The sequence below is a fragment of the Ochrobactrum sp. EDr1-4 genome (assembly GCF_049199085.1).
GTDB lineage: Bacteria > Pseudomonadota > Alphaproteobacteria > Rhizobiales > Rhizobiaceae > Brucella.
The window spans coordinates 629,519-655,732 of record NZ_JBLZOF010000003.1; the positions used below are offsets into that span (position 1 = coordinate 629,519).

A 26,214-nucleotide genomic window follows, 5' to 3' on the forward strand; every position below is an offset into this window, starting at 1 on the left:
CAAAAACTCCGACCGGGCGCGGAGGAAACCTCCACACCCGGCCGCTGGTGTTGTCAGATTTTACTCGGAAATATCAACTTCTTCGAAGCGATAATCACCAAGTGGGCTCTGTTTGAAGCCAGTTACCTTAGCGGACATCGGCACGAAAACAGTCGAGTGAGCGATGGTGTTCCAAGGAGCCTGTTCCTTGAAGATCACCTGTGCTTCTTCGTAAAGCTTCACGCGTTCGTCGTGGTTGGTCGTAACCTTTGCCTTCTGGATCAGGTCTTCAAATGGCTGGTAGCACCACTGAGCGCGGTTGTTGGAACCAACGCCGGCGCAACCAAGCAACGTGCCAAGGAAGTTGTCCGGATCACCATTGTCACCGGTCCAGCCAAGAATAACTGCGCCGTCACGGTCTTTTTCGCCGGACTTCTTGAGGTACTCACCCCATTCCATCGAAACGATTTCAGCCTTCACGCCAACTTTCGCAAGATCCGACTGCATAAGTTCAGCCGTACGACGTGCATTTGGCATGTAAGGGCGGCTAACAGGCATTGCCCAAAGCTTCATGCTCAGATCCTTGACACCAGCGGCTTCAAGAGCCTTCTTAGCGGCTTCTGGATCGTACTTGTCGTCTTCGATCTTGTCGTTGTAGCTCCACATTGTCGGTGGGATTGGGTTCTTAGCAACCTGTCCCTGACCCTGATAGACTGCGTCAACAATAGCCTGCTTGTTCACAGCCTGGTTCAGTGCCTTACGAACTTCAGGCTTGTCGTATGGAGCAACCATTGTGTTGTACGCGAAATAAGCAACGTTCAGACCAGCCTGCTCGTCAACCTTGAGGTTGGAATCGCCCTGAAGTTCCTTAATGTCAGCAGGTGCTGGGTAGGACATCAGGTGGCATTCGCCAGCCTTAAGCTTCTGCGCGCGAACAGCAGGATCGGTGGTGATTGCGAAAACAAGGTCATCGACCTTTGCCTTATCACCCCAATAGTCTGGGTTAGCCTTGAAGCGAACGACAGCGTCTTTCTGGTAAGCGACAAACTGGAAAGGACCTGTGCCAACCGGGAACTGGTTGAGGTCGCTCTGCTTGCCATCAGCTGCGAGCTTATCGGTGTATTCCTTGGAAATGATCGAAGCGAAAGGCATCGAGATATTTGCGAGGAAAGCAGCTTCAGGACGGGTCAGAATGAACTTGACGGTATTGTCGTCAACCTTCTGAATTTCCTTGATCAGAGTGCCCATTTCCATCGAATCGAAATATTCGTAGGTCACGCCAGACGTATATTCGTGCCAAGGATTTTCCTTGTTACCCATACGGTCATACGAGAAAATAACGTCGTCGGCGTTGAAATCGCGCGTTGGCGTGAACTGATCGCTGGAATGGAACTTTACGCCCTTACGCAGATGGAAAGTATATTCCTTACCATCTTCCGAAACTTCCCAGCTTTCAGCCAAGCCTGGTACAACTTCCGTTGTGCCGTTCTTAAATTCTGCAAGGCGATTGTAGACTGGATGCGCGGACGCATCGAACGTGTCACCGCCGGTATAGGCAGCAGGATCGAAGCCTTCAGGCGAAGCTGGCGAGCAATAGACAAAGGTCTTTGCCGATGCCGCACCGCTCATCAGAGCGACAACTGCCGTTGCCGCCAGAAGTGTTTTATAAAATTTCATTTAGTGCCCGCCTCCACGGAAATATTATTGCGCGCACCCTAAGCACGCAAGTGGCGCTTATCGAAACGTGTAGCACCCCACAATGCAAGCGATAATTTTAGAATCTTGTCGCATTCTCAACCGATTTTAGCCAAATAAATTAGATTCATATTTCTTAAGCATGCCGCTTTTTAGAAAATTGCGCTAAGCGGAGCTAATTTATAATATTTATTCGTCTCGGGGCATGCCTAATTTGAGAGCTCACAAACGCCAACACCATCACATAAGCTTGCCACCAACAGACCAGAATTGCCACAAGTCAATTAGCCCTAAATTTCTTTAGCGCGAAACATAGCGAAGAGGACCATCTGGATGCGGGCGGATAAGCCTCCACAGCCAAACCACGATAATTTGATTAGCAATCTACCGGGGTCTGCCAATATAGAATGAGATGAGACATAAGTGCTCAATAAATTTAATAATGAATTATATTCGAATATTAGAGCTTTTAAATTAAGGTTTTTCGATAGTGCCATAAATCTAAAACTGTTCAAAATGGGCTCCATCGGGTCCGATTTTATCCATTTCACCCGGTTAAAGGTGCACATTTCACGAGTTTACGGCTTTTTGCACTATTCTCGAACGGATTATCACCCCAGCTACGAGGCAGAACATGAGATAGAACGCTTATAATTTTGGGACAAATCTCTATAATTTTTTTGTCTATAATATAAGCAACGGCTTTTCAATTTCGTCATATAGTACTATTTTCGGAACGTCAGCCATATAAAATTGCTGGCAACTTTGTTAACCATATGCAGTCTTACGGGGGTATGACCGCGAATGACCATAGATAATAAATTTATTGATTTAGTAGACAATGCAGACCAGGTCGCTGATTTCTTATCAGCACTAGCTAATAATAAGAGGCTGCTAATTTTATGCAAACTATTACATAATGAAATGTCGGTAGGCGCTCTGGCAAAAGCTATTGACCTCAGTCAGTCAGCGCTTTCCCAGCACCTTGCGAAGTTACGTGCTCTCAATCTCGTATCGACGCGACGCGATGCACAAACGATTTATTACATCGTTTCGTCACCGCATATCGAACTGATGTTGTCGACGCTATCGAGTCTCTATATGAGTCCATCTCCGCGCCGACGCGAAATGGCAGCTGTGCTACATCAATAATTACAATCTCATGAGGCATAAGTCGTGCGATGAAGGAAACACAAGCCGGATCGCACGACTTTGTCGTCGAGATAACTGACGCTGATGATGCAAGGCTCGCAGCCTATAAAAACATCCGGGAGAAAGATCTGGTCGGCCGCCAACAGCGTTTTATCGCTGAGGGTAAGGTTGTCCTTAATGTTCTTTTTTCAGAATCTGCGCGCTTTGTTACGGAATCGCTTCTTATTCTCGAAAACCGTCTGAATGGCCTACAGGATCAGCTTGCACAACTGCCCGCGGGTGTAGAGGTCTATTCCGTACCGCAAGCCGTCATTGACGAGGTGACTGGATTTCATGTCCATCGCGGCATTCTGGCGGTCGGGCGTCGTAAGCCACAACCCGAACTGACGGATATGGTCAGTCAGTTGCCCGAAACTGCGCTCGTTGTGGTTTTGTGCGGCATTTCCAACCACGATAATGTCGGATCAATCTTCCGCAATGCAGCTGCTTTTGAAGCCGATTGCGTTTTGATGGACGAAACCTGCTGCGATCCTCTCTATCGAAAAGCCATACGCGTTTCGGTTGGCGCCACATTAAAGGTTCCATATTTTCACGGCTCCAATATCGAAACGATTGTGACGACGCTACAGGACGCCAAATTCAATATATTGGCGCTCAGCCCTTCATTAGCGTTGAATATCTATCAGGCGCCAAGCAACAATCGTCAGGCGCTGTTATTAGGCACTGAAGGCGAAGGGCTCCCCGCGCATCTGTTACGACAGCTCACAGGCGCTCGCATTCCAATGTCATCGCAATTTGACAGTCTCAATGTCGCTACCGCATCGGGCATTGCACTGTCGCGGTTTAGTAAGTTTAACTGAATACAAAAAAGCCTCCAGCAAATGCCGGAGGCTTTTATATTCTCTTTTACAAAATTGCCGTTAGGCAGCCGAAGCGCTGGCCGCACCAGTTACAAGGCGGCGAAGCATTTCTTCGGCGCGTGGTTCACGTTCCGAGCGAGCAATAAACCCACCGCCGAACACACGCGCCGTATTGCTGTCGTCAGAATAAAGCACGCAAGCTTGTCCGGGTGCGACGCCGCTTTCCCCGTCTACGAGCTCAACCCATGTCTTGCCATCAGCGTGATTCAGAACCGCAGGACGTGGTGGTCGCGTCGAGCGAATCTTAGCAAAGACTTCCAAGCCACCTTCCGGAAGTGCATCAAGCGCATGATCACCAAGCCAGTTCATGTCACGCAAGAATACCTTATGCGTTTCAAGCGCTTCGCGTGGGCCAACTATGACACGCGTATTGGCAGCATCCAGATGCACCACGTAAAGCGGATCGCCCGTTGCAACACCAATTCCGCGGCGCTGACCAACGGTATAGTGAACGATGCCTTCATGACGTCCAAGCACACGACCATCGATATGAACAATATCGCCCGGCGTCGCCGCTTCCGGCTTCAGCTTGGAAATGATGTCGGTATATTTGCCCTGCGGAACAAAACAGATGTCCTGACTGTCCTGCTTCTTCGCAACCGTCAGACCCATTTCTTCGGCAATCTCACGCACACGGGCTTTTGGCAGGTGACCAAGAGGGAAGCGCAGATAATCAACCTGATCCTGGGTAGTTGCGAACAGGAAGTAGCTCTGATCGCGATCAGAATCTTCCGGACGGAACATTGCACGATGGTCGCCATTCAAACCGCTGCGGATGTAGTGGCCAGTCGCCAATGCATCGGCACCGAGCTCACGCGCGGTCTGCAAGAGATCGGCAAACTTAACGGTCTGATTGCACGACACGCAAGGAATCGGTGTTTCACCGCTGACATAGGAATTTGCAAACGTATCGATCACAGCTTCGCGAAAACGCGCTTCATAATCGAGTACGTAATGAGGAATGCCTAGGCTTTCCGAAACGCGACGGGCATCTTCAATGTCCTGACCGGCACAGCATGAACCAGCGCGATGCACAGCCGCGCCATGATCATAAAGCTGCAGCGTTACGCCAACAACATCATAGCCTTCACGTTTGAGGATGCCGGCCACAACAGAAGAATCGACGCCACCCGACATGGCGACGACAACACGCGTGTCTTCCGGCTTTCCCGGCAGATCGAGGCTGTTCAGGCTCATGATAGAATCCAGCTTCCGGGCATAGGCCCTGCTTCTCAAAGTTTAGATTTGCGCCCTATATAGGTCACATGATGGGCATTTGCCAAGATGTCGCAGCAAAAACATCGCGTATTTTGCAGCAATTGCGCCACAATTTCGCGTGAGATTTTAAGAAAAATTACTGATGATCCGGGTTTTTTTATGACTTTCTCTTCAAATAAGGCATTTTTTTGCAAGTGTTACCAGATAGTTACCAGCAGTTTAGGTAAATATTAAAAGCTGTCGGGTTACTGTTGGGTTCGATTAGGTCCTTGAGTGTTGTGTAGAGAGTACAATGGCCGATCTGACTAGACCGCGTATAAAGTATGTTATCGGTCCCGATGGCAGTCCGCTGACCATCGCCGACCTCCCCCCCGCCTCGACAAGGCGCTGGGTCATTCGCCGAAAGGCTGAAGTCGTCGCCGCTGTTCGCGGTGGGCTTCTCAGCCTTGAGGAGGCATGCCAGCGTTATACATTGACGGTGGAGGAATTTCTGGGCTGGCAATCCTCAATCGACGAGCATGGTCTCGCCGGTCTTAGGACGACCCGCATCCAGCAATATAGGCACTAGGCTCTTATTGTTTCTCTGAAACAGGAAGACACAAAATCAAACCCCGGCCGGTTCACTGGCCGGGGTTTTTCTTTTGGCTGACGCGACTATATGAGAGAGGAACAAGCGCTCTCGAAGGATAGGTTAATGGCCGGGAATATAGAGATCAAAAAGAGCGACGCTGCTGATAGCGGTCGCTATGTCGTCAACATTGATGGCGATGAAGCGGAGATGACTTATACGAAGCGAAGCTCGACGCTCATTTCAATCGATCACACATTCGTGCCCGATTCGATGCGCGGAAAAGGTGTTGCACAGGCGCTTGCGCTCAACGCTGTTGAAGACGCGCGTAAAACCGGCTGGAAGATCATTCCAATATGCAGCTTCATGCAGGCGCAAGTGAAGCGCCATGCTGATTGGGCAGATGTTATCGCGGGTGCAAACGCTTAGCGCAGGTCGCGGATGCGGCTTGCAAGGCTTTTCGGGCGCGAGATGCCTTTTGTTGTTTTTTCAGCTTCAAGCAGCTTGTTGATTGGCGAAGCAGGGCCTTCATTGTCTGCTGTAACAGCAACCATTTTGGCTGCCAGCACTGCCATCTCTTCACGCAACGCGGCATTTTCTTTCAGAATATCTGCGGGTGCGGCAGTCGCTGATGCTCCATTGCGCGCATGGCGTTCAAGCCGCTCTTGCGCATCAGAAAAATCAGCAATTAGTTTATCGAGCTTCTGCTGCAATTCTGTATTGCGGCGCTTCTCGCTTTTCAGTTCAGTCTGTGCAGCAGTCAATTGCGTCGAAACCTCGTTATAGCGAGCAGATGCATCTTTACGTTCCCGACGCATTTCGCTCATCTCATTTGCCAAACGACCATGCTCGGCCTCTTTGGCACTTAACTCTATACGAAGCGTATCGGTCAGTTCTTCAAGAGATGAAAGGTGTTTTTGCAGGCGCTGCACTTCGGCTTCGACAATTTCCGCCTCTTCCGCTGCATTCTCACGTTCAATAGTGACCTCTGCTATTCGCTTGTCGCGAGCAATGAGCGTTTCGTGAAGCTCGGCCATATCGGATTCAAGTTGAACGAAACGCTTGAGTTCATCATGTTGCTCACCGATCTGAATCAGCAGTTGCACTGATTTTCCACGTTCCAACTTGAGTTGCTGTTCGAGCTTGCTGGCGATAACCGCATGTTCTGCACGTAGGCCATCACGGTCCGCGCGAATTTCTGCAAGCGTGACTGGAAGTTCAGCATGAATTTGCCGTCGCGCCAAAAAGAAGGCACGACGCCAAACTGAAGGACCAAGCAGAACCACGACGAAAACCGCCACGAGAACGCCAAGTATGAAAATGAGCGCTGACTGGATCACGGCTTTTCACATCAGGGCGCATCTCGAAATTGTGAAACGGTTTTCGGGATACGCGTTTAAAAGACAGGAGCCGCCAGCCATATAGATGACTGGCGGCTGTTCATGATAAGAATCAGAAGGGATTCCATGTCGGCGCACCCGACAATTTCAGATAACCAATATTGACGCCCAACCGCGCACCAACGCCTGTGCGGATTGGCACCAGCATGATGTTCTGACGCTTGAGTACGTTGAAACCGACGCCGGCAATAACATAAGCCGAACCAGCGACACCGGCGTAGCGGCCATATAGGCTCTGGATGTCGTCGAGGTTATAGACGAGCATCATGACCCGCGAGCCTTGTCCGCCAAAATCCCAGCCGAGCGATGGGCCTTGCCAGAATGTGCGGTGATCACCAGCATTCTTTGTGTAAAGCGTGCCTTCGCCATAGGTCAGGCCGCCAATGAAAGCGCCAGAGCCTTCTTCACCCAGAATGTAGCCATTGGGCAGGCCAAAGCTCTGGAATGCTTTTTCAACTGCACTGGCAATGCCGCCCGACGTAGAACCAAAAAATCTGTGTCCGGAATCAACAATTTCCTGGGACGAATAAGTGTTGCTGCTCTGTGCCAGCGCATTGTGCGGCACGGCGATAATGGAGATCAAGAAGGCCGCAATAAACGCTAAACTATACGTCGCGTTGCGGAACCCGATCTGCGACAGGGACGGTATGGCCATTTATAAATTCCTTTTGCCTACCAGCTTCTCTGTCTGACGCCCTGTTAAAAGCCTTGGCGTACGTCTCTTATGAACGCTTTCGCCGAATCGCGCTTATTCTAACCGCTAAATTCTTGTCTAAATCTTTATGGACTGAAATTGGCTTTAGAATGGCGGCAAAAAACAGCTTTCTTGCGGCAACCCAACGTGGCGTGTATCCAGATTCTCAAGGTTCCTGATGATGATTCGTCGGGGTTTATGCTCATCAACTGATTGCCGCCTGACATCGGACTAAATGTCGATCATCAGAGACGGTTCGCGCCTGGAGAAAACACCATGCCATTGCCTGTTACCCTGTCCGCACTCGATCTTGGTGCGCTTCTGTGCAGCCGTATCTGTCATGACATCATTTCGCCGGTAGGCGCGATCAACAATGGCCTTGAGCTGCTAGAAGAAGGCGGCGCAGATGAAGACGCAATGGCGCTCATCAAGTCCAGCGCACGCAATGCGTCCGCCCGACTTCAGTTCGCCCGTATCGCATTTGGTGCTGCCGGTTCTGCAGGTGTGCAGATTGATACCGGCGACGCTCAGCATGTCGCCACGCAATATTTCGCAAATGAAAAGCCTGAACTGACCTGGGAAGGTGCACGCGTTCTGCTTCCAAAAAACAAGGTCAAGCTGCTGCTCAACCTGCTGCTCATCAGCAATGCGGCGATTCCTCGTGGTGGCTCGCTGGCTGTTCGCCTCGAAAATGGCGACACCGATCCACGCTTTGTGATTACTGCAAAGGGACGGATGCTGCGCGTTCCGCCAAAGTTCCTCGAGTTGCATTCAGGCGCAGAACCAGAAGAGCCAATCGACGCGCATTCGGTACAGCCGTATTATACGCTGCTGCTCGCCGAAGAAGCAGGCATGACCATTTCTATTCATGCAACCGCAGAAGACATTGTTTTCTCGGCTGAATAACGAACACAGCGCACACAAAAAAGCGCAGGGTCAAACCTGCGCTTTTTTTGTTGGGTACATATAAAATAAAAGGCTCCACTTGCGTGGAGCCTTATTCATTTCAGCCTTGATAAAGCGCTTATGCGCTTTCACGCATCTCTGCACCATCTGGCTCGCGCAGCACATAGCCACGTCCCCAAACAGTTTCGATAAAGCTCTGGCTACCTGAAACGGCATCCAGCTTCTTACGCAGCTTGCAGATAAACACGTCGATGATCTTCAGCTCAGGCTCGTCCATACCGCCGTAAAGGTGGTTCAGGAACATTTCCTTAGTGAGCGTCGTGCCCTTACGGAGCGAGAGCAGCTCAAGCATCTGATATTCTTTACCGGTCAGGTGAACGCGCTGACCACCAACTTCGACGGTCTTCGCGTCGAGGTTAACAATCAGATCGCCAGTGGTGATGACCGACTGAGCGTGACCCTTGGAACGACGAACGATCGCATGAATACGTGCGATCAGCTCATCCTTATGGAACGGCTTCGTCATGTAGTCGTCTGCACCGAAGCCGAGGCCACGAACCTTGTCCTCAATACCAGCCATGCCGGAGAGGATCAGGATAGGCGTCTTAACCTTCGACAGGCGCAGAGTACGCAGAACTTCGTAACCGGACATATCCGGCAAGTTCAGGTCGAGCAAAATGATGTCGTAATCATAAAGCTTGCCGAGATCGATGCCTTCTTCACCAAGATCGGTGGTGTAGACATTAAAGCTCTCGGACTTAAGCATGAGTTCAATGCTTTGTGCGATAGCACTGTCGTCTTCAATTAAAAGGACGCGCATACTTATCCCCTTTCCGCCGCTGACCAGATTTCCCTCACGGCAGCTGACGGAACTGTCGTTGCCTTACGCATGAAGGTGCCTGCAAATGGTTAACAAAATATGATTCCGGTTGGCAAGCCTATTTCTTTAACTATTAGAAAAAAACCGTATCCAACTGAATCACAAGCAATTATTTCGTTCATTCGATACTCATGAATCACATTAAGAAAACCTCTTAAGTGATTCAATTGACTCTAGCTTTCACCTGTTACTCAAAAAGCACACCATATTTACCGAGCCTTAATTCCTAACGCGTATGATTAACGTTGCCGGTAAAGAAATGGTTACCAAAAGGCTGAAATATTAACTTTTGTTTCGCTTAAATTAACCACTCTTAACATAGGCAGCTCAGCCGACGCCCTGAAAAGCAAGGCTTTGCAATGGTTTAAGCAGTATATTACGGGAAAACGCCTCCCTTATATGCCTGTTAATAAAGTCGGGGGGAACGCCCCAACGATTAGAAAGCTGGTTGGTGTTCAAGGAGTATTGCGTATGAAGCCACGTGAAAGCCTCGTCAGGCTGAAATTGTTCCAGGTGAAGGAAAAGCGCCGTCAGTTGGGCCAACTTGACCTGATGATGGGTGAGTTCGAACGGATGGCCGGAGAACTCGACGCCCAGATTCTATCGGAAGAGAAGAAGGCAGGCATCACTGACATTAATCATTTCGCTTATCCGACCTTTGCGAAAGCTGCACGTCAGCGTCGTGACAATCTGTTTGGTTCGATTCGTGATCTGATGCAGCAGAAAGAAGCCGCCGAAGCTGAACTCGTTGTCGCCGAAGCTGATCTTGCGAAAGCAGAAGCGCTGGAAGAGCGTGACGGCGTCAAGGCACCTCGCGAAATCGTTGAGCGCCCGCTCAACCAGCGTCGCGCGATGATCGGCTAAAAACAGCCGAACTTTATTGAAAAAGGCACGGTCTCCGAGAGGACGCCGGGCCTTTTCTATTTTCAAAGCGTCAGCAGATAGTCCTCGAAACGCTGGCCTTTCTGATGCCGAAATACTTGTCCATCGCTCACAATATTGGTGATGCGATCAAGCCGGAAGTTGCGGAAATCATTGCGACTTTCACACCAGCCGGTCAGCAACCACACGGCATCAAACATCGTCAGCCCAAGCGGCCTTACGCTGCGTTCAGTGGCTTTGTCCCGAAGATCCAGATACTCGATTTTCACGATGACGCGATCTCGAACCGCACGCCTCAGAAATGACAAATGCAGATTGGCCTTGCTATGTTCTTCCGTCATTTGCGACACAGCTCTGAGCGGAAGGCTTTTATATCGATCCCCTGCACCAGACTGCATCGTCGCACTGAGCTTGCCCGATACACGTTGCGCTGCAGCAGACAATTCTTCATCACCTCTGGCAACGACCAGTCTGACGCCAAGCATAATCGCTTCGAGCTCGTCGGCATCGAAATGCAGTGGCGGCAGAAAATACCCCTTCTCAAGCTGATACCCTAAGCCAGACTCGCCTCTAATTGGTGCACCCATGGCCTGCAAGGTCGCCATATCGCGATAAATCGTGCGGGGCGACACCTCCATGATCTCCGCAAGCGCCTCCGCCGAAACGGGCGCGGACGCAGAACGAAGCCTATCGAGCAGAGAAAAAAGGCGCAGGGTTTTCATGGGGATGGTCTATAGCACACCCCTGACAAAAACTGTCAGGGGGAAGATGTATTTGCGGCACTCCAGATGAAAAGGAGTACCTCATGTCTATCCCTTACTACGAAATCGTCGTTTACAAAATCAACGATGCCACAAGCGCTGACAAAGAACGCGATAGCGCCCGCAAGATCATCAGCGCCCTGCCCGGTTTTATATCATGGGTCCCATTCACCGGGGCCAGTGATGCCGAGGATCGCGCTGATCTCGTCGCATGGGCCTCAATGGATGACGCACTCGCCGCAGCAGAACGCGTGAGTACCGCACCTGAGTTTGCAGCCTTCAGGGCGACCCTGAAACAGATGGTATCAATAGGCCATTATACGGCACCGACAAAACCAGAAGTCCTTGTCACAGCAGGGAACGGGATTGAGTTGGGCCGTTTTCGCCTGAAATCGGGCATAAGCGAACATGCCATGCGCGAAGCCTATGCTGCGATGGTCAGCAAGCACCTCTCGCATCAACCCGGCTGGAACACGCAACATCTCGTCAAACTTGCAGACGGGACTTTTGTTGATCTGGCCTTTGCCGAGAACGAAACGACTGCCACCGAAATCTGCGCAAGCTGGCAAGGCAATGCCGACTGTGACGCGTTTCTGGCACTGATTGAGCCGATCGGCATGGAGTTCGGCACGATCCTCTGACCTGATCATGCCGCGTGATGCGCTTATTGCGCGGCATATGCCAATTCACATTTGCATTCCTGCTGCAGCTAGTAGTAGGAATTGCGCGCGATGCAGAAACACGTCCCCTCCGGGCAAGACAAGGCCCGCGATAAATTCACGATTAGCCATAAACCAAAGCCAGTCCAATGGGGCTTGCTGCTGGTTGCATCTGCGATTTTCATCTATATCGGCGAGCGACTTGGGCTACCGGCCGCATTCCTCTTGGGATCGATGCTCGGCGCGATTGTTCTGGCATCACGCGAAAGCGCGATTAAGGTTCACACCCATTTCTCGCTGCTTGCGCAGGCTATTGTTGGCTTGCTTATCGCGCGTGCCATGACGCAGGAATTTTTCAGCAATATGGGGCAGCATCTGCCGATCATCCTGCTCTCAACCGGCTTCACGCTGCTCGCCAGCACGACAGTCGGCTATCTTCTCGCAAGATTTCGTGTTTTACCGGGAACAACTGCCGTCTGGGGCGTTTCTCCGGGAGCTGCCACGGCAATCGTACTGATGGCCGAATCTTTCGGTGCAGACGCTCGACTGATCGCCTTCATGCAATATCTGCGTGTTGTTCTCGTTGCGACCGCCGCCTCGCTCGTCGTGATGTTTACGACCGATATCGAAATTGCGGCTCCAGCGGCCATAGAATGGTTTCCAGCGATAAACTGGCACACACTTGGCCCAACACTTGCCTTGATCGTCTGCGGTGCGTTTTTGGGCCAATTATCGCGCATTCCAACCGGAGCAATGCTCATACCGCTGGCGCTCGGTGCCTTGTTGCAGGATCTAGGCCTGATGACCATCGACCTGCCACCATGGTTGCTGGCAGGCAGCTATATTTTCATCGGCTGGCGCATTGGTCTTGGCTTCACACGCGGTATCATTGCACATGCGGCCCGAGCCTTTCCGGCAGTGCTTGGATCAACACTTATTCTAATTGCTGTCTGCGGATTATTCGGCATGGCGCTCGGCCATTTTTTGGGTCTCGACCCGCTCACCGCTTATCTGGCCACCAGCCCCGGCGGCGCCGATACGGTGGCAATTATCGCAGCATCAAGCCATGTCGATCTGCCATTCATTATTGCCATGCAAACAAGCCGCTTTTTCATCGTGTTGCTTGCTGGTCCGGCAATTGCCCGCTTCGTTGCGTCGCGCATTGCGAAACGGCAGAAATAAGAAAGCCCGACTTTCGCCGGGCTTTTCTCAATCACTGATTATCAGGCTTATTTGCCGTGAAAACTACGGATCGCGCCAATGATCTTGTCCTGATCTTCTTCTGACAGATACGGATGCATCGGCAGGCTCAGAATACGTGCAGGCAGGGCTTCCGAAACAGGCAAGCCGCCCGGTGCAATCGGATAATGTTTGTAAGCTGTCTGCAAGTGCAGCGGCTTCACATAGTAAATAACCGATGGAACACCAGCTGCCTGAAGATGTGCCTTCAGACCATCGCGGTTTTCGCTTTCAATCGAATACTGTGCCCAAGCCGAACGATTGCCAGCAGGCAGACCCGGAACCTTGACTACATCCTTGAGCAATTCATTGTAGCGCTTGGCAATACGGTCACGCGCTTCCATTTCGTCTTCAAGGATCGCCAGCTTTTCCAGAAGAATAGCGGCCTGAATTGTATCGAGGCGCGAGTTGAGGCCAATGCGAACATTGTCATACTGCGTTTCGCCCTTGCCGTGGAACAGCACGGAGCGCAGCGTGTCAGCGAGTTCAGCATCATTGGTGAACATTGCACCGCCGTCGCCATAGCAGCCGAGCGGCTTGGCCGGATAGAAGCTTGTCGCACCAACATGGCCGAAAGCGCCGCACATGACATTGTCACGCTTGCCACCAATCGACTGAGCCGCATCTTCAATGATGAAGAGGCCTTCGCGATCAGCTACTGCGGTGATGCGGTTGTAATCGGCAGCAAGGCCAAACAGATCGACAGGAATGATTGCCTTTGGCTCAAGACGGCCTTCCTTGCGGACAGCAGCAATGGCAGCTTCAAGCTGTTCGATATTCATGTTGTAGGTGTCGGCATCCACATCGACGAAAACCGGCTCTGCACCAACAAGGGCAACAACTTCAGCGGTTGCAGCGAACGTAAACGATGGAACGAACACCGCATGGCCCGGGCCGATACCGCGTGCCATTAGAGGCATCTGCAAAGCGTCAGTACCGTTAGCACAAGCGATCACATGTTCCACGCCCAGATATTCACCGAGCTTCTTCTCAAACTCGGCCACTTCAGGACCGAGAATATAACGGCCTTCCGCAACTACCTTGGAAACGGCGGCATTGAGACGGTCTTCGATACGCGCGCGTTGCGCCCCAAGATCAATGAACTGCATGTTGGCTCCAATTTATCTGGTCCGCCCCATCAGAAGCGAATCCGCGACAATTCTCTTATTCCTTCACGCCCCTCCCTGCCATGGGGGGAGCGTTCAAAGTTTTGCGAATTTCGTAACACCAGTTGACAGAAATTTCTGTCAAAGGTTGGCTACTTAGAATGATTGACCGAACCTTCAGTCAGAATGCGCAACACATTAATTGCTTCCTGCCCATCGGTGCGCGGTGTTTCACGCGTTTCGATACAATGCAGGAAATGCTGCAATTCGCGTGTCAGCGGCATGCCTTCTTCGACAGCCACATATTCCGGCTCGACCGATTTGAAAGCCCACTGATCATTCTCACGCCAAACTTCATGCTTGTAGAATGCAAGCTTGCGATCCCAAGGTTCCGCATCGTCAAACACCAGCATGCCCTTGGTTCCGGTCACGCTCAGGCGACGCTCGCGATAAGAGTTCAATCGCGATGCAAACAGATGACCGCGAATGCCGCTCGGAAATTCGAGATGCACATGCGCAAAGTCGCTGATCTTATCAATAACCGCAGTACCCTCGCCGCGAACAGCTGAAGGCTCTTCGCCGGTAATTGCCAGAATCATCGACAAATCATGCGGTGCAAGATCCCAAAGTGCATCAAACTTGTCATGGAACTTGCCAAAGCCGACGCGGTGCGAATGCACATAGCGAACATCGCCGATGTCGCCGCTTTTCACCATATCAAGCAGTTTTTCAAAAGCTGGATGGAAACGCAGAATGTGACCGACCATGAACACGCGGTTATTTTCGCGTGCAGCTGCAACTTCTGCCTCAGCGTCTGCAACTTCAAGCGCAATCGGCTTTTCAACCAAAACGTCTTTGCCGTTCTTCACCGCTTCAATCGCATATTGCGCATGAAACTGTGCGGGCAGCGCCATAACGATGCCGTCAATATCGGGATGTGTGAAGAGCTCATCAACAGGGATATTCGGAACACCAAATTCAGAAGCAAATCGTTCTGCATTCTGTGGGTTCGCGTCAGAAACACCATGAAGGACACCGAGCCCCTTCAAGGTACGAATATGATTGCCGCCCCAATAGCCACAACCCAAAACCGCAATACGAGGTGCCATATAACTATGCCTTTGCTTTCCGCTAGTTACTTATCTACGCAAAACGTGGAAAACAAGACGAAAGCCATGCTAAGAGTGCTTGACAGGGTCCCATTACCCACATATACCGCCGCCATTCCTTGTGAAAACATTCGCTTGAGACGCTGGAAACGGTGTAGAATGGATTTTGCAAATGGTATGGCGGAGTAGCTCAGTAGGTTAGAGCAGAGGAATCATAATCCTTGTGTCGGCGGTTCGAATCCGTCCTTCGCTACCAACAACCCTCCCCACGAATTATTGCCGCTTCGGGCAAAATTTTCTCTCAACAAAACAATCAAATTATTATATCCATCAGCGAAAATTACAGCATGTCGCCCAAAAGTGGGAACCGGCTACGCGGGGCAATCACTCCACTGGAGTGATTTCTTATCCCGCTTCGATGGGATAAAGACATGCGTAAAAACACATAGATAATGCGTGTCTATTAAACGCGATACGTTGCGACACGCATTAAGAGTTGGTGGTATGATTTTTTTTAATCTCGCTTTTCTGGTGCTTCATCTGGTTTCGGTTGTGACCGGCGTTGCTGCGGGCATACTCTGGATGCGATCTGCGGGCGTTGATGTTCCAGCGATTAAGCCTTCAAAAAAGCTGCGCAAAGATGATGGCTCATTGTCTGGCGAGTGGGTTAACCAAGTCGCATCAAATCTTGATTCGCATCACAAGGGCTGGGTAAAAGCGACAGAGTATAATAAAGCCGCCGCAACTGCCGCCGCTATCGCCGCCTTATCACAGGCCGCTGTTTATGTTTTGAACATCGTGCAGAATCTTATGTCGCTATAAATTGCCGTCCAGATGTGCCAAGCTCGTCTTCGCGGACAAATCACAATACGGGGCAAAAATGAAATCATTGATCCTACTCATCACATGGATTTTCGGCGTCGCATGTGGCCTGTCACTGGCAAGCTGGCTGATGGCAAACGAACGCATCGGCGACGCAATCGTGATGCTCTACACGTCGAGCATCTTCGCTGTCGTGGCATTCGTTGTCCTTATTTATCTCGTTGCACGCCACGCATTGAATAACAAACGTCACCGATGATACTTTGCGACCACAGGCAATAGATAGATAATGTCCTCGCTCATCAACCAACCTCACCCATCCATCGACAAAGCTTCCATCAAGCAGCTGGTCGACACATTTTATGGTCGCGCGCGCGAGGATGAACTGATTGGTCCAGTTTTCACGAAAGCCGTTGCTGACTGGGATCATCACCTGGCGCAGATCGCGGAGTTCTGGTCATCGGTCATTCTGAAGACTGGCAGCTATGAAGGGCGACCCATGCCGCCGCATTTACGGCTGGGATTGCAAGGCGATCATTTTGATCGCTGGTTAGAGCTATTCGAACAGACCGCTCGTGAAGTCTTCCCGCCAGAGGGAGCCGTAATTTTTATCGACCGCGCGCGGCGTATTGCGGACAGCTTTGAAATGGCCATAGCCACGCATAGCGGGAAATTCACTAGCCCTCGCCATTCACGCAAGCCGTTATAGAAAACGCCCGCCGGTCAATTGAGCGGCGGGCGTTTTAATTTTATGCGGCGGGCTTAGTCTTTTCCGCCAGAAGCTGCTTCTCATGCCGAAGCAACATTCCGAAAAGATCACGCGGCTCGTCTGGATCGGCCAGAAGATCAAGCTGTACGTAGAAGCCGGTATCTTTCAGCTTGTCACGAACATAACGCAGCGCCGAAAAATCTTCCGTCGCAAAGCCAACCGAGTCAAACAGCGTAATCTGGCGCACATCGGTACGGCCTTCAATTTTGCCGGTAATCACTTCCCAGAGTTCCTTGACCGGATAATCGTCTGGCAACTGCTGAATTTCGCCTTCAATACGGGTCTGCGGTGGATATTCAACAAAAATATCCGAGCGACGCAGAATATCACCATGAAGCTCGGTCTTGCCCGGGCAATCGCCACCAACCGCATTGATATGCACGCCAGCACCAACCATGTTGTCGGTCAGGATTGTAGCATTGAGCTTATCGGCGGTAACGGTCGTGATGATATCCGCGCCTTCGACAACTTCCTCAACATTCTTGCAAATGACGATATCCAAACCGGTGCCTGCAAGATTGCGCGCGCATTTTTCCGAAGCGCTGCGGTCAAGATCGTAAAGGCGTAGCTTATCGATACCGAGAATTGCTTTGAATGCTAAGGCCTGAAACTCGCTCTGCGCACCATTACCGATGATCGCCATGGTGCGTGCGTTCTTTGGCGCAAGATGCTTGGCTGCAACGGCCGAAGTCGCAGCGGTGCGAAGCGCTGTCAGGATTGTCATTTCGGTCAACAGCATCGGATAACCATTGCCGACATCTGACAGAACGCCGAAAGCCGTCACGGTCTGCAAACCATCACGCGTGTTCTTCGGGTGACCGTTCACATATTTGAAGCCATAAAGTGTGCCGTCGCTTGTCGGCATCAACTCAATCACGCCTTCGTCGGAGTGCGATGCAACGCGTGGCGTCTTGTCAAAGCTTTCCCAACGGCGGAAATCTTCTTCAACATAATCAGCAAGCTCCTTGAGAAAGGTCTCTACGCCGACAGACAAAACCAGCTTCATCATGTGGTCAACACTGACGAAAGGCACGATATTGAGGTTCGGTTGGGTCATTCTAGCTCCTTACCATTCGGCGGCAAACTCTATTGGCTCGCCAGCCACGAATGCGGTTTCTGAAATCAATAATTGATGGTCGGGCGGTCCATGACACTGCGACCCAAAAGGCTCGCCATCAGGTCAACCATGACAGTTGCCGTGCGTCCGCGCTCATCGAGAAACGGGTTAAGCTCAACCAGATCAAGACTTGTCACCAAACCACTATCGTGCAGCATTTCCATAATGAGATGCGCTTCGCGGAAGGTCGCGCCACCCGGCACAGTCGTGCCAACAGCAGGTGCAATCGCCGGATCAAGGAAATCAACGTCGAGGCTGACATGCAGCAGACCGTTTTCGCTTTTCACACGATCAAGGAAACGGCGAAGAAGTGCTGCAACGCCATGCTCGTCGATCAAACGCATATCGAAAACCGAAACCTTGGTCTTCTGAATGGCTTCGCGTTCAGCCGGATCAACGCTGCGAATACCCATCATGCAGACATTCTTGGGATCAACGGCGGCGGCCAGATCAGGGAAGTAACCTTCAAAACCCTTCTGACCAGTATAATACGCAACTGGTGTGCCGTGCAGATTACCGCTCGCGGTGGTTTCCAACGTATGGAAATCCGTATGCGCATCAAGCCAGAGCACAAATTGCGTGCGGCCTTTTTCGGCAGCACGGCGCGCGATACCCGGAACAGTTCCTGCTGCGAGCAGATGATCGCCACCAAGGAAAATCGGAAAACCTTCTTCGCTTTCGCGATAGGCAGCTTCGCTGATCGCTTCGATCCATGCAACTGCATGTGGGAGCGCTTTGAGCGCCTTGTTCGGATGATCGAACGAGCGCTGCTCTGCTGGCACCAGATTGCCAAGATCTGTGTACTCGTGGCCGAGTTCTTCAATGGCTTTAGCAATACCGGCAGCGCGATAACCGTCGGGGCCCATGTTGCAGCCGAGACGTCCAGTGCCTTCCTGAACAGGCAATCCCAATATCTTGCAATGCATAAAGTAGGAATCCTTCTTTTTTCTATCTGAAATTGACCATTTAAGCTTGGCAATGTGAAGCAACCGGATTGGCAATTTTATCGGTTTGGTTTATCAGAATGGTGGATTGGCTTTTCAAAATGGAGAAAACATGGACGATCTGGATGAAAAGCTTATCACGCTTTTACGTCATAATGGCAGACGCAGCATTTCCGATGTGTCGATTGATCTTGGCGTTTCGCGCGCGACGGTTCGTGCCCGCATGGAAAAGCTGGAGCAGTCCGGCGACATTATCGGATATACGGTGATCCTGCGATCTGATGCAGTGGATCTGCCAGTGCGCGGTATCATGATGATCGAAATCGAAGGCCATGTCGCCGACCGGGTGGTAAAATCGCTTGGCGGATTTTCCGAAATTTCCGCAATTCATACCACCAATGGTCGTTTTGATTTGGTTGTGGAACTGGGTGCTGCAACACTGACCGATTTCGATGCCGTGCTACGTCGTATTCGATTGGTGCCGGGCATCAAGGCCAGCGAAACAAATCTGCTGCTGGCAACGCCGCGCTCGACGCGCGCACGTCTGTAATAAAAAAGCCGGAGAATACTCCGGCTTTTTTCACTTCTATTAGGCAAGCACAGGATAATCCGTGTAACCCTTGGCACCACCACCATACATATTCTGCTGATCCAGCTCATTGAGCGGAGCATTGTCCTTCAAGCGGCGCACAAGATCAGGGTTCGAGATGAACGGCTTGCCAAAAGCAACCACATCAGCGCGACCGCTTTCGATTTCCTGTTCGGCCAAGTCACGATCATAGCCATTATTGACCATCCAGGCAGCTTCGCCACCGGCATCACGATAAACCTGCTTGAGACGCGCATAATCAAATGGCTGCGGACCCTGCTGGAAATCACGCGGACCGCCCGTCGCACCTTCGATGATGTGAATATAGGCAAGACCGTAAGAAGCCAGCTTTTCGATCACATAATCGAACAGTGGCTGCGGATCGGAATCCGATGCGTCATTGGCAGGTGTTACTGGCGAAAGACGAATACCGACCTTACCCGCCGGGATGGATTTCGTGATAGCGTCGACCACTTCAAACAGGAAGCGCGCACGGTTTTCAATCGAGCCACCATATTCATCGGTGCGATGATTACTGTCTGAACGCAGGAACTGGTCAATCAGATAACCATTTGCAGCGTGGATTTCGACGCCGTCAAAACCAGCGACTTCAACCGCATCCTTTGCAGCCTTGGCATAGGTCGCAACAATTTCTGGCAACTCGCTCTTTTCAAGGGCGCGGGGCTCAGACGTTGGTGCAAATTCGCCGGTGCCGTCTGGATGCACCAGATAAGTCTTTGACTTTGCTGTAATGGCCGAAGGCGCGACTGGCTTGCCGCCATTTGGCTGCAATGTGTCATGCGAAATACGGCCCACATGCCACATCTGCACGACGATCTTGCCGCCGGCGCTGTGAACAGCATCGGTCACACGCTTCCAGCCAGCAAGCTGCTCATCGGAATAAAGGCCCGGCACATCGGCATAGCCCTGTCCCTGATGGCTGATCGGCGTTGCCTCGGTGATGATCAGACCGGCACTCGCGCGCTGTTCATAATAGGTGACGTTAAGGTCGTTTGGCACAGCGCGGGGCGAACGATTGCGCGTCAGCGGTGCCATAACAACACGATTGGCAAGTTTAAGATCGCCGATTGTGATTGGATCGAACAATGTGGCCATAGATGCATTTCCTTCAAGTGGGAACGATTGGGCGAATTGGTAAAATGGGCTAAAGATCGGATAGCGATTTGAGCAAGGCTGCAATTGCCTCCTCATCGCGCTTGTAGAAGGTCCATTGGCCAACACGGTGGGGCGTAATCAGCCCCGCTTTCGTCAGCACGGACAAATGAGCAGAAACGGTGGATTGCGAAAGACCACACCGTTCAAACTGACCGGCGCACACGCCCATCTCCAAAGACATGTGCTGAGCGGAGAAATGCTTCTCCGGCTGCTTAAGCCAGCTTAAAATGTCGAGACGAACAGGATGGCCAAGTGCCTTGAGTATCTCGTCCAACGGCATAGCTGCTGCTATAGATTGAATGTCCGACATCATGGTCACCTCGCTGATCTTCCTTCATATCGTCATTTCACGATATATGTATCGCTCAATTCCGATTTTAAAAGACCCTGCGCGTTCACAGGCGCGTGAACGATGAATATACATGCTTTCCTGTGGACCATTATGACGGTCGTGATTGCGTCAAAAAGCTATCCGACTATGTTCACACCAGATATTTTGAATTGGAATAAATAATGGCCAACGACATCAAGCGCATTGCCGCAATCATCGCAGCGGAAATCAACGCAAAGCCCGAACAGGCCATAGCAGCCATTGGTCTTCTGGATGAAGGCTCGACTGTGCCGTTTGTTGCGCGCTACCGTAAGGAAGTCACCGGCGGGCTTGACGACACTCAATTGCGAACGCTCGATGAGCGCCTTTCTTATCTGCGTGAGCTTGAAGCACGGCGCACCTCCATTCTGGAATCAATCCGCGGACAGGAAAAACTGACGCCCGAACTCGAACTGAAAATTGCAGGCGTTACCACCAAGGCCGAGCTTGAAGACCTCTATCTGCCCTATAAGCCCAAGCGCCGCACCAAGGCCGAAATCGCCCGCGAACGCGGCCTTGGACCGCTTGCCGAAGCCATTATGAGCGACCGCAAGCTGGTTCCAGCAGATATTGCCATACAATATGTCACCGGCGATGTTGTAGATGTAAAAGCAGCCCTTGAAGGCGCACGCGACATCATTGCGGAAGGTTTTACTGAAAATGCTGAACTGATCGGCAATCTGCGTAATTACCTCAAAGAACGCGCTATTCTGCGCTCCCGCGTCGTAACTGGTAAAGAAGCGGAAGGCGCGAAATTCTCCGATTATTTCGACCATTTTGAACGCTGGGGCAATGTTGCAGGCCATCGCGCATTGGCCATGCTCCGTGGTCGCAACGAAGATTTCCTCTCGCTCGACATCGAAATTGATGCCGACGATACTTCCCCTGTAAAACCAGTCGAACGCAAGATCGCCGCCGCTTACAATATCGGCGGAACGTTACCCGGCGACCGCTGGCTGATGGAAGTTGCAGGCTGGGCATGGCGTGTAAAGCTCTCGCTGTCCCTCTCGCTTGATCTGATGCGTGACCTGCGTGAACGCTCTGAAGAAGAGGCGATCAACGTCTTCGCCCGCAACATGAAAGACCTGCTGCTGGCCGCCCCTGCCGGTTCGCGTGCAACCATGGGCCTTGATCCGGGCATCCGCACCGGCGTTAAGGTCGCTATCGTCGATGATACCGGCAAGCTGCTTGACACAACGACAGTCTATCCTTTTCCGCCAAAGAACGATGTGCGCGGCACACAGGCCGAGCTTGCAAGCCTGATCCGCAAACACAAGATCGAGCTGATTGCGATTGGCAACGGAACAGGCAGCCGCGAAACCGAACGTCTTGTCGTGGATATGCTCAACGAATTGCCAGCGCCAAAGCCGCTCAAAGTCATCGTGTCGGAAGCAGGCGCGTCGGTCTATTCAGCCTCCGCAACCGCTGCCGCTGAATTCCCGCAGCTTGACGTTTCGTTGCGCGGTGCGGTCTCGATTGCACGCCGCTTGCAGGACCCTCTGGCAGAGCTTGTGAAGATTGAGCCAAAATCCATCGGCGTCGGCCAGTATCAGCACGATGTCGACCAGGTCCGCCTTGCCCGCTCACTGGACGCTGTGGTCGAAGACGCCGTGAACGCTGTCGGCGTCGATCTCAACATGGCATCTGCGCCGCTCCTTGCCCGGGTATCCGGCCTTGGAAAATCTCTTGCCGAAGCAATCGTCGCGCATCGTGACGAAGTTGGAGCTTTCAAGAACCGCAAGGACCTGCTGAAAGTCGCCCGCCTCGGCAACCGTGCTTTCGAGCAATGTGCAGGCTTTCTGCGTATCGCCAACGGCACCGAGCCACTTGATGCATCCTCCGTTCACCCGGAAGCCTATGGCGTTGCGAAAAAGATCGTTTCCGCCTGCGGCCGCGATGTGCGCAGCCTCATGGGTGATAGTGCTGCTCTCAAAGCGCTCGATCCGCGCGTCTTTGTCGATGAGCGTTTTGGTCTGCCAACCGTGCGCGACATCATTGCGGAACTTGACAAGCCGGGTCGCGACCCACGTCCTGGCTTTAAGACTGCGACCTTTGCCGATGGCATCGATGACATCAAGGACCTGAAACCCGGCATGGTGCTGGAAGGCACAGTTACCAACGTCGCGGCCTTTGGTGCCTTTGTCGATATCGGTGTGCATCAGGACGGACTTGTCCATGTTTCGCAGCTCGCCGATAAATTTGTCAAAGACCCGCATGAAGTGGTCAAGGCTGGCGATGTGGTGAAGGTGCGCGTGACGGAAGTGGATGTGCCACGCAAGCGCATCGGCCTCACAATGCGTAAAGATGGTGGCGAAGCCCCTGCCCCACGCAACAATGCACAACGTGATACAAAACCTGCATCGAAGCAGAACTTTGCTCCGCGCAAACAGGAACAACCATCAACCGGCGGTTTCGGCGCGGCCCTTCTGGAAGCAATGAAGAAGAAATAAACTAAATTTTATTGCCGATTGGAAAGCCGGTTGAGACTCGTCTCACCGGCATTTCATCGGTGGGAATGATCCAGCCATTGTGAATGGCGACACGCACTTCATCGCCTTCTTCCAACCGTATCGGATCGCGCACTTCAAAATGCAGGTGAATATCCGGCTTTGTCAGCGGCGATGCCTCGATGCGCGAACCGCCACCCCGATAAACGGAGCGCTTGACCCGCACGGGGATGCCGCCACTCTCGACCAATTGCAAATCCTCTGCGCGAACGCAGAGCTGCGCATTCGCACGCGGCATTTCAATGCCTGAACAACGCACCTGCGCACGGCTTCCCAGCACTAACGCCTCGCAATGTCCCGCTTGCGCAAAAGACACGACCTCCGCAGGCAGAACCATGCCATGCGCGATAAAGGACGCGACCATTTCGCTGGCCGGCTCTTCGTAAAGCTTGCGCGGCGTATCGAACTGCTGAAGCTTGCCATGATCAAGCACCGCAATCCGGTCAGCAAGCGCCATGGCCTCGGCCTGGTCATGCGTGATGTAGATAATCGTCGTACCAGTGCGCTTGTGGAAAGCCGCAAACTCGTCTTCCATCGAAGCACGCAAATGCACATCGAGATTGGCAAGCGGTTCGTCAAACAAGACCAGTGAAGGGGCTGCTACCAGACAGCGGGCCAAAGCCACACGCTGCCGCTGACCGCCCGAAAGATTGGCCGGGCGACGATCACCGAACCCATCAAGATCAACCAGTGCCAGCGCTTGGCGAACGCGGGCCTCGCGCTCGGCTTTGGCAACCTTTGCCACCCGCAGACTATAGCCGACATTCTCGGCGACCGTCATATGCGGCCACAGAGCGTAATTCTGGAAGACGATGCCGACCTGCCGCTTTTCCGGTGGCACGTTGCCGTCAACATGGGAAACGCGGCTGTCCCCAATATGGATTTCGCCGCCATCGACATCTTCAAAACCAGCAATCATCCGCAGAAGCGTGGTCTTGCCGCAGCCTGACGGTCCGAGAATAGCAACAAACTCGCCGTCCTTCACATCGAGCGACACTGCAGACAGGGCCTGAAATTCATTGAAGGCCTTGGAAACCTGTTCGATTTTCAGTCGCGCCATGGCAGCACTCCATTTGGAAGACGACGCGCAAACAGATTTGTTGCAAGCATCAGCATGAATGTCACCGCAACGGCCAGAATGGATATGGCAGCCGCATAGGCGGAATCGCCCGCCTGTTCAAAAGAAAACATCACCACGCCCAGCGTTTCCGATCCCGACGCCCAGAGAAGCGCCGAAACCGTCAGCTCACAGAATGCGGTCATGAAAATGAGCACGCCGCCTGCAAGCGTCGCTGGTGCGACAAGAGGAAATATAATGGTCCTGAGGCGATAGAAAAGCCCTGCGCCCGCAATTCGCGCTGCTTCTTCCAGCGCACGGTCGATCTGGTGAAGGCCAGCAACAGTTGGCCGCAGCGCCAAAACAAAGAAGCGTGCGAGATAAGCAAACAGGATGATCCAGAGCGTGTTGTAGAGGCTGACACCAACCACCGGCAACGGCTTCAAGAACAACAGCAAGCAAGCGATGGCCAGCACCACGCCCGGCAAAGCATAGGGCATTTCGGCTGCAAAATTGAGGATCGGCGTCCAGCGCCGTTTGCGCCATGCCAGCATATAGGCCAGCGGAACCGCGATCAGCACAGCAAACACAGCAGCCGCAAAGGACAGCATAAGGCTATTGCCAAATGCCCGCGCCGAACCCGCATGCTCAAGCATAACAAAGCGGAAATTTTCAAGCGTTGCTGTCGCAAATGTAAGCGGCACGCCATAGGCCGGAACCAGTGCTGAGAGCGTCAAGCCAATCAGCGGCAGAAACAGCACGATCACGATCAACAGCCATGCAGCTAACTCCGCCCATATAAGCCATACACCCAGCGCAAAAGGTGCTGCTGGAAGCGACGTTGAGACGATACGGAAATCGCGACGACGCGAGGCATAATCCTGTGCTGCGATCCCTGCCATAGCGATCAGACCGATCAGCACTGAAAGCACAGCAACACTCGACAGCACGGCTGGCCCACCACCCGCAAGACGCTGATAAATCAGCGTTGGCAAAACAAGATAATTCGATGGAATCCCCAGAAACGCAGGGATGCCGAAATTGCCGACACATGAGACAAAAGCTAGGGCCGCAGCACCAATGATCGATGGCGTCATCAGCGGCAGGATAATGGTGCGCAAAACGGTCCATTTGCTGGCACCGGCGCTCAGGCCTGCTTCGACCAGTTCGCGTGGGAGTTTACGCAGGCCAGCGCGCACGATCAGAAAGACCAGCGGCCCATATTGCACTCCGAGCAGAAAGATGATGCCCCAGACGGAATAAAGCGGATTACGGCTGCCAAGCGGCGGTGCCATGCCGATGAGTTTGAGCAATTGACTCGACGGGCCAAAAAGCTGAAGCCATGCAAGTGCTGTTACCTGCGGGGCAATCAGCAGCGGGGTCACATAGAAAAGCACGAAGACATTACGCCCGCGCATATCGGTCAAGCCAACGAGCAACGCCGCGACAATGCCAAAGGCCAGCGCCAGCAGCGTGCCGCCAATACCTATTTGCAGCGAATGCCATGTGGCAACCCATGTCGAACGGGTGCTTAATGTTTCAACAAGAACAGACGTTGATAGTTGTCCTTGCGGTGCAATCAACTCTAAAAGCAGCCGCATTAGTGGCAGAAGCGAAAGCACCGCAACAATCAGCGTTATACCAACAATCAGGGCCGTATCACGGCCCTGAAGATCTCGAAACATGCGCATGTTA

General features: G+C 52.3%; 27 protein-coding genes and 1 tRNA gene. 14 read left to right on the top strand and 14 right to left on the bottom strand.

The window, feature by feature from the left end:
- Positions 1-60: 60 nt before the first annotated feature.
- On the bottom strand, positions 61-1,656 hold the full coding sequence (locus ACOZHT_RS14095) for an ABC transporter substrate-binding protein (protein WP_421565843.1): 1,596 nt from the start codon (positions 1,654-1,656) through the stop codon (positions 61-63).
- Between the two features lie 822 nt (positions 1,657-2,478).
- On the opposite strand from ACOZHT_RS14095, the gene ACOZHT_RS14100 reads away from it, so the two are divergent.
- Both ACOZHT_RS14100 and ACOZHT_RS14105 read left to right on the top strand, forming a co-directional pair.
- Positions 2,479-2,826, top strand: a complete 348-nt coding sequence (locus ACOZHT_RS14100; RefSeq protein ID WP_310009699.1) for a metalloregulator ArsR/SmtB family transcription factor — start codon at positions 2,479-2,481, stop codon at positions 2,824-2,826.
- A 29-nt stretch (positions 2,827-2,855) separates the two neighbouring features.
- Positions 2,856-3,686 carry a TrmH family RNA methyltransferase gene (locus ACOZHT_RS14105; protein WP_421565844.1) on the top strand — a complete coding sequence of 277 codons (831 nt, stop codon included), beginning with the start codon at positions 2,856-2,858 and terminating at the stop codon, positions 3,684-3,686.
- Between the two features lie 60 nt (positions 3,687-3,746).
- Here ACOZHT_RS14105 and mnmA read toward each other — a convergent pair whose 3' ends face one another.
- The gene (mnmA, locus tag ACOZHT_RS14110; RefSeq protein WP_339511438.1) at positions 3,747-4,943 is read right to left on the bottom strand and encodes a tRNA 2-thiouridine(34) synthase MnmA; all 1,197 of its coding nucleotides are present in this window, start codon (positions 4,941-4,943) and stop codon (positions 3,747-3,749) included.
- 313 nt (positions 4,944-5,256) lie between these two features.
- Here mnmA and ACOZHT_RS14115 point away from each other — a divergent pair, with 313 nt between their 5' ends.
- Positions 5,257-5,532 (top strand): DUF1153 domain-containing protein, encoded by a 276-nt coding sequence (locus ACOZHT_RS14115; protein WP_250038723.1) that lies wholly within the window; start codon positions 5,257-5,259, stop codon positions 5,530-5,532.
- A gap of 126 nt (positions 5,533-5,658) precedes the next feature.
- On the top strand, positions 5,659-5,961 hold the full coding sequence (locus tag ACOZHT_RS14120; RefSeq protein ID WP_339511436.1) for a GNAT family N-acetyltransferase: 303 nt from the start codon (positions 5,659-5,661) through the stop codon (positions 5,959-5,961).
- Here ACOZHT_RS14120 and ACOZHT_RS14125 read toward each other — a convergent pair.
- Positions 5,958-6,848 carry a hypothetical protein gene (locus ACOZHT_RS14125; RefSeq protein WP_339511766.1) on the bottom strand — a complete coding sequence of 297 codons (891 nt, stop codon included), beginning with the start codon at positions 6,846-6,848 and terminating at the stop codon, positions 5,958-5,960. The genes ACOZHT_RS14120 and ACOZHT_RS14125 overlap by 4 nt on opposite strands.
- Before the next feature lie 136 nt (positions 6,849-6,984).
- Entirely contained in the window at positions 6,985-7,587 is a 603-nt protein-coding gene (locus tag ACOZHT_RS14130; protein WP_339511434.1) for a DUF1134 domain-containing protein, read from the bottom strand.
- 315 nt (positions 7,588-7,902) lie between these two features.
- Here ACOZHT_RS14130 and chpT point away from each other — a divergent pair, with 315 nt between their 5' ends.
- Positions 7,903-8,532 (top strand): histidine phosphotransferase ChpT, encoded by a 630-nt coding sequence (chpT, locus tag ACOZHT_RS14135; RefSeq protein WP_339511432.1) that lies wholly within the window; start codon positions 7,903-7,905, stop codon positions 8,530-8,532.
- A gap of 118 nt (positions 8,533-8,650) precedes the next feature.
- Here chpT and ctrA read toward each other — a convergent pair whose 3' ends face one another.
- Positions 8,651-9,352 carry a response regulator transcription factor CtrA gene (gene ctrA, locus ACOZHT_RS14140; protein WP_339511430.1) on the bottom strand — a complete coding sequence of 234 codons (702 nt, stop codon included), beginning with the start codon at positions 9,350-9,352 and terminating at the stop codon, positions 8,651-8,653.
- Positions 9,353-9,883: 531 nt separating this feature from the next.
- Between ctrA and ACOZHT_RS14145 the strand changes: the two genes are divergently transcribed.
- Complete coding sequence (locus ACOZHT_RS14145; protein ID WP_250038718.1) at positions 9,884-10,276, top strand: flagellar export protein FliJ; 393 nt, start codon at positions 9,884-9,886, stop codon at positions 10,274-10,276.
- A 62-nt stretch (positions 10,277-10,338) separates the two neighbouring features.
- Here ACOZHT_RS14145 and ACOZHT_RS14150 read toward each other — a convergent pair whose 3' ends face one another.
- A complete protein-coding gene (locus tag ACOZHT_RS14150; protein WP_339511428.1) occupies positions 10,339-11,016 on the bottom strand; it encodes a YafY family protein in 678 nt (225 codons plus the stop codon).
- Between the two features lie 83 nt (positions 11,017-11,099).
- Between ACOZHT_RS14150 and ACOZHT_RS14155 the strand changes: the two genes are divergently transcribed.
- Complete coding sequence (locus tag ACOZHT_RS14155) at positions 11,100-11,696, top strand: hypothetical protein (protein WP_339511425.1); 597 nt, start codon at positions 11,100-11,102, stop codon at positions 11,694-11,696.
- Between the two features lie 90 nt (positions 11,697-11,786).
- On the top strand, positions 11,787-12,896 hold the full coding sequence (locus ACOZHT_RS14160; RefSeq protein ID WP_339511422.1) for an AbrB family transcriptional regulator: 1,110 nt from the start codon (positions 11,787-11,789) through the stop codon (positions 12,894-12,896).
- A 47-nt stretch (positions 12,897-12,943) separates the two neighbouring features.
- On the opposite strand, the gene ACOZHT_RS14165 is transcribed toward ACOZHT_RS14160, so the two are convergent.
- Both ACOZHT_RS14165 and ACOZHT_RS14170 read right to left on the bottom strand, forming a co-directional pair.
- On the bottom strand, positions 12,944-14,062 hold the full coding sequence (locus tag ACOZHT_RS14165; RefSeq protein ID WP_421565845.1) for a DegT/DnrJ/EryC1/StrS family aminotransferase: 1,119 nt from the start codon (positions 14,060-14,062) through the stop codon (positions 12,944-12,946).
- Positions 14,063-14,211: 149 nt separating this feature from the next.
- Positions 14,212-15,168, bottom strand: a complete 957-nt coding sequence (locus ACOZHT_RS14170) for a Gfo/Idh/MocA family oxidoreductase (RefSeq protein ID WP_339511418.1) — start codon at positions 15,166-15,168, stop codon at positions 14,212-14,214.
- Between the two features lie 179 nt (positions 15,169-15,347).
- Between ACOZHT_RS14170 and ACOZHT_RS14175 the strand changes: the two genes are divergently transcribed.
- The 4 genes from ACOZHT_RS14175 to ACOZHT_RS14190 all read left to right on the top strand — a co-directional run bounded on the left by ACOZHT_RS14175 (position 15,348) and on the right by ACOZHT_RS14190 (position 16,699).
- A tRNA-Met gene (locus ACOZHT_RS14175) sits at positions 15,348-15,424 on the top strand.
- A gap of 248 nt (positions 15,425-15,672) precedes the next feature.
- Entirely contained in the window at positions 15,673-15,990 is a 318-nt protein-coding gene (locus ACOZHT_RS14180; protein ID WP_339511416.1) for a hypothetical protein, read from the top strand.
- Positions 15,991-16,048: 58 nt separating this feature from the next.
- Positions 16,049-16,249 carry a hypothetical protein gene (locus ACOZHT_RS14185; protein ID WP_339511414.1) on the top strand — a complete coding sequence of 67 codons (201 nt, stop codon included), beginning with the start codon at positions 16,049-16,051 and terminating at the stop codon, positions 16,247-16,249.
- Positions 16,250-16,279: 30 nt separating this feature from the next.
- Complete coding sequence (locus ACOZHT_RS14190; RefSeq protein WP_339511412.1) at positions 16,280-16,699, top strand: group III truncated hemoglobin; 420 nt, start codon at positions 16,280-16,282, stop codon at positions 16,697-16,699.
- Between the two features lie 40 nt (positions 16,700-16,739).
- Here ACOZHT_RS14190 and ACOZHT_RS14195 read toward each other — a convergent pair whose 3' ends face one another.
- Both ACOZHT_RS14195 and rocF read right to left on the bottom strand, forming a co-directional pair.
- Positions 16,740-17,816, bottom strand: coding sequence for an ornithine cyclodeaminase (locus tag ACOZHT_RS14195; RefSeq protein ID WP_339511410.1), 1,077 nt, complete (start codon positions 17,814-17,816; stop codon positions 16,740-16,742).
- Between the two features lie 65 nt (positions 17,817-17,881).
- Positions 17,882-18,802 carry an arginase gene (rocF, locus tag ACOZHT_RS14200; RefSeq protein WP_339511408.1) on the bottom strand — a complete coding sequence of 307 codons (921 nt, stop codon included), beginning with the start codon at positions 18,800-18,802 and terminating at the stop codon, positions 17,882-17,884.
- Positions 18,803-18,932: 130 nt separating this feature from the next.
- On the opposite strand from rocF, the gene ACOZHT_RS14205 reads away from it, so the two are divergent.
- Complete coding sequence (locus tag ACOZHT_RS14205; protein ID WP_339511406.1) at positions 18,933-19,370, top strand: Lrp/AsnC family transcriptional regulator; 438 nt, start codon at positions 18,933-18,935, stop codon at positions 19,368-19,370.
- Positions 19,371-19,409: 39 nt separating this feature from the next.
- On the opposite strand, the gene ACOZHT_RS14210 is transcribed toward ACOZHT_RS14205, so the two are convergent.
- Positions 19,410-20,525, bottom strand: a complete 1,116-nt coding sequence (locus ACOZHT_RS14210; protein WP_339511404.1) for an alkene reductase — start codon at positions 20,523-20,525, stop codon at positions 19,410-19,412.
- A 49-nt stretch (positions 20,526-20,574) separates the two neighbouring features.
- Positions 20,575-20,895, bottom strand: a complete 321-nt coding sequence (locus tag ACOZHT_RS14215; RefSeq protein WP_339511764.1) for a metalloregulator ArsR/SmtB family transcription factor — start codon at positions 20,893-20,895, stop codon at positions 20,575-20,577.
- A gap of 203 nt (positions 20,896-21,098) precedes the next feature.
- On the opposite strand from ACOZHT_RS14215, the gene ACOZHT_RS14220 reads away from it, so the two are divergent.
- Positions 21,099-23,405: a Tex family protein gene (locus ACOZHT_RS14220; protein ID WP_339511402.1), complete on the top strand. Its 2,307-nt coding sequence runs from the start codon at positions 21,099-21,101 to the stop codon at positions 23,403-23,405.
- Between the two features lies 1 nt (position 23,406).
- Here ACOZHT_RS14220 and ACOZHT_RS14225 read toward each other — a convergent pair whose 3' ends face one another.
- Together ACOZHT_RS14225 and ACOZHT_RS14230 are read right to left on the bottom strand one after the other, a co-directional pair.
- Positions 23,407-24,522, bottom strand: coding sequence for an ABC transporter ATP-binding protein (locus tag ACOZHT_RS14225; protein WP_339511400.1), 1,116 nt, complete (start codon positions 24,520-24,522; stop codon positions 23,407-23,409).
- The gene (locus tag ACOZHT_RS14230; RefSeq protein ID WP_339511398.1) at positions 24,510-26,210 is read right to left on the bottom strand and encodes an iron ABC transporter permease; all 1,701 of its coding nucleotides are present in this window, start codon (positions 26,208-26,210) and stop codon (positions 24,510-24,512) included. Before ACOZHT_RS14230 ends, ACOZHT_RS14225 begins: the two co-directional genes overlap by 13 nt.
- Positions 26,211-26,214 lie beyond the last annotated feature (4 nt).

Coding starts and splice junctions, on each gene's coding strand:
- ACOZHT_RS14145 (WP_250038718.1), top strand. CDS start 9,884: ATGAAGCCACGTGAAAGCCTCGTCAGGCTGAAATTGTTCCAGGTGAAG.
- chpT (WP_339511432.1), top strand. CDS start 7,903: ATGCCATTGCCTGTTACCCTGTCCGCACTCGATCTTGGTGCGCTTCTG.
- ACOZHT_RS14180 (WP_339511416.1), top strand. CDS start 15,673: ATGATTTTTTTTAATCTCGCTTTTCTGGTGCTTCATCTGGTTTCGGTT.
- ACOZHT_RS14230 (WP_339511398.1), bottom strand. CDS start 26,210: ATGCGCATGTTTCGAGATCTTCAGGGCCGTGATACGGCCCTGATTGTT.
- ACOZHT_RS14195 (WP_339511410.1), bottom strand. CDS start 17,816: ATGACCCAACCGAACCTCAATATCGTGCCTTTCGTCAGTGTTGACCAC.
- ACOZHT_RS14220 (WP_339511402.1), top strand. CDS start 21,099: ATGGCCAACGACATCAAGCGCATTGCCGCAATCATCGCAGCGGAAATC.
- ACOZHT_RS14130 (WP_339511434.1), bottom strand. CDS start 7,587: ATGGCCATACCGTCCCTGTCGCAGATCGGGTTCCGCAACGCGACGTAT.
- ctrA (WP_339511430.1), bottom strand. CDS start 9,352: ATGCGCGTCCTTTTAATTGAAGACGACAGTGCTATCGCACAAAGCATT.
- ACOZHT_RS14190 (WP_339511412.1), top strand. CDS start 16,280: ATGTCCTCGCTCATCAACCAACCTCACCCATCCATCGACAAAGCTTCC.
- rocF (WP_339511408.1), bottom strand. CDS start 18,802: ATGCATTGCAAGATATTGGGATTGCCTGTTCAGGAAGGCACTGGACGT.
- ACOZHT_RS14160 (WP_339511422.1), top strand. CDS start 11,787: ATGCAGAAACACGTCCCCTCCGGGCAAGACAAGGCCCGCGATAAATTC.
- ACOZHT_RS14205 (WP_339511406.1), top strand. CDS start 18,933: ATGGACGATCTGGATGAAAAGCTTATCACGCTTTTACGTCATAATGGC.
- ACOZHT_RS14105 (WP_421565844.1), top strand. CDS start 2,856: ATGAAGGAAACACAAGCCGGATCGCACGACTTTGTCGTCGAGATAACT.
- ACOZHT_RS14120 (WP_339511436.1), top strand. CDS start 5,659: ATGGCCGGGAATATAGAGATCAAAAAGAGCGACGCTGCTGATAGCGGT.
- ACOZHT_RS14225 (WP_339511400.1), bottom strand. CDS start 24,522: ATGGCGCGACTGAAAATCGAACAGGTTTCCAAGGCCTTCAATGAATTT.
- mnmA (WP_339511438.1), bottom strand. CDS start 4,943: ATGAGCCTGAACAGCCTCGATCTGCCGGGAAAGCCGGAAGACACGCGT.
- ACOZHT_RS14155 (WP_339511425.1), top strand. CDS start 11,100: ATGTCTATCCCTTACTACGAAATCGTCGTTTACAAAATCAACGATGCC.
- ACOZHT_RS14170 (WP_339511418.1), bottom strand. CDS start 15,168: ATGGCACCTCGTATTGCGGTTTTGGGTTGTGGCTATTGGGGCGGCAAT.
- ACOZHT_RS14095 (WP_421565843.1), bottom strand. CDS start 1,656: ATGAAATTTTATAAAACACTTCTGGCGGCAACGGCAGTTGTCGCTCTG.
- ACOZHT_RS14210 (WP_339511404.1), bottom strand. CDS start 20,525: ATGGCCACATTGTTCGATCCAATCACAATCGGCGATCTTAAACTTGCC.
- ACOZHT_RS14115 (WP_250038723.1), top strand. CDS start 5,257: ATGGCCGATCTGACTAGACCGCGTATAAAGTATGTTATCGGTCCCGAT.
- ACOZHT_RS14100 (WP_310009699.1), top strand. CDS start 2,479: ATGACCATAGATAATAAATTTATTGATTTAGTAGACAATGCAGACCAG.
- ACOZHT_RS14165 (WP_421565845.1), bottom strand. CDS start 14,062: ATGCAGTTCATTGATCTTGGGGCGCAACGCGCGCGTATCGAAGACCGT.
- ACOZHT_RS14215 (WP_339511764.1), bottom strand. CDS start 20,895: ATGTCGGACATTCAATCTATAGCAGCAGCTATGCCGTTGGACGAGATA.
- ACOZHT_RS14150 (WP_339511428.1), bottom strand. CDS start 11,016: ATGAAAACCCTGCGCCTTTTTTCTCTGCTCGATAGGCTTCGTTCTGCG.
- ACOZHT_RS14185 (WP_339511414.1), top strand. CDS start 16,049: ATGAAATCATTGATCCTACTCATCACATGGATTTTCGGCGTCGCATGT.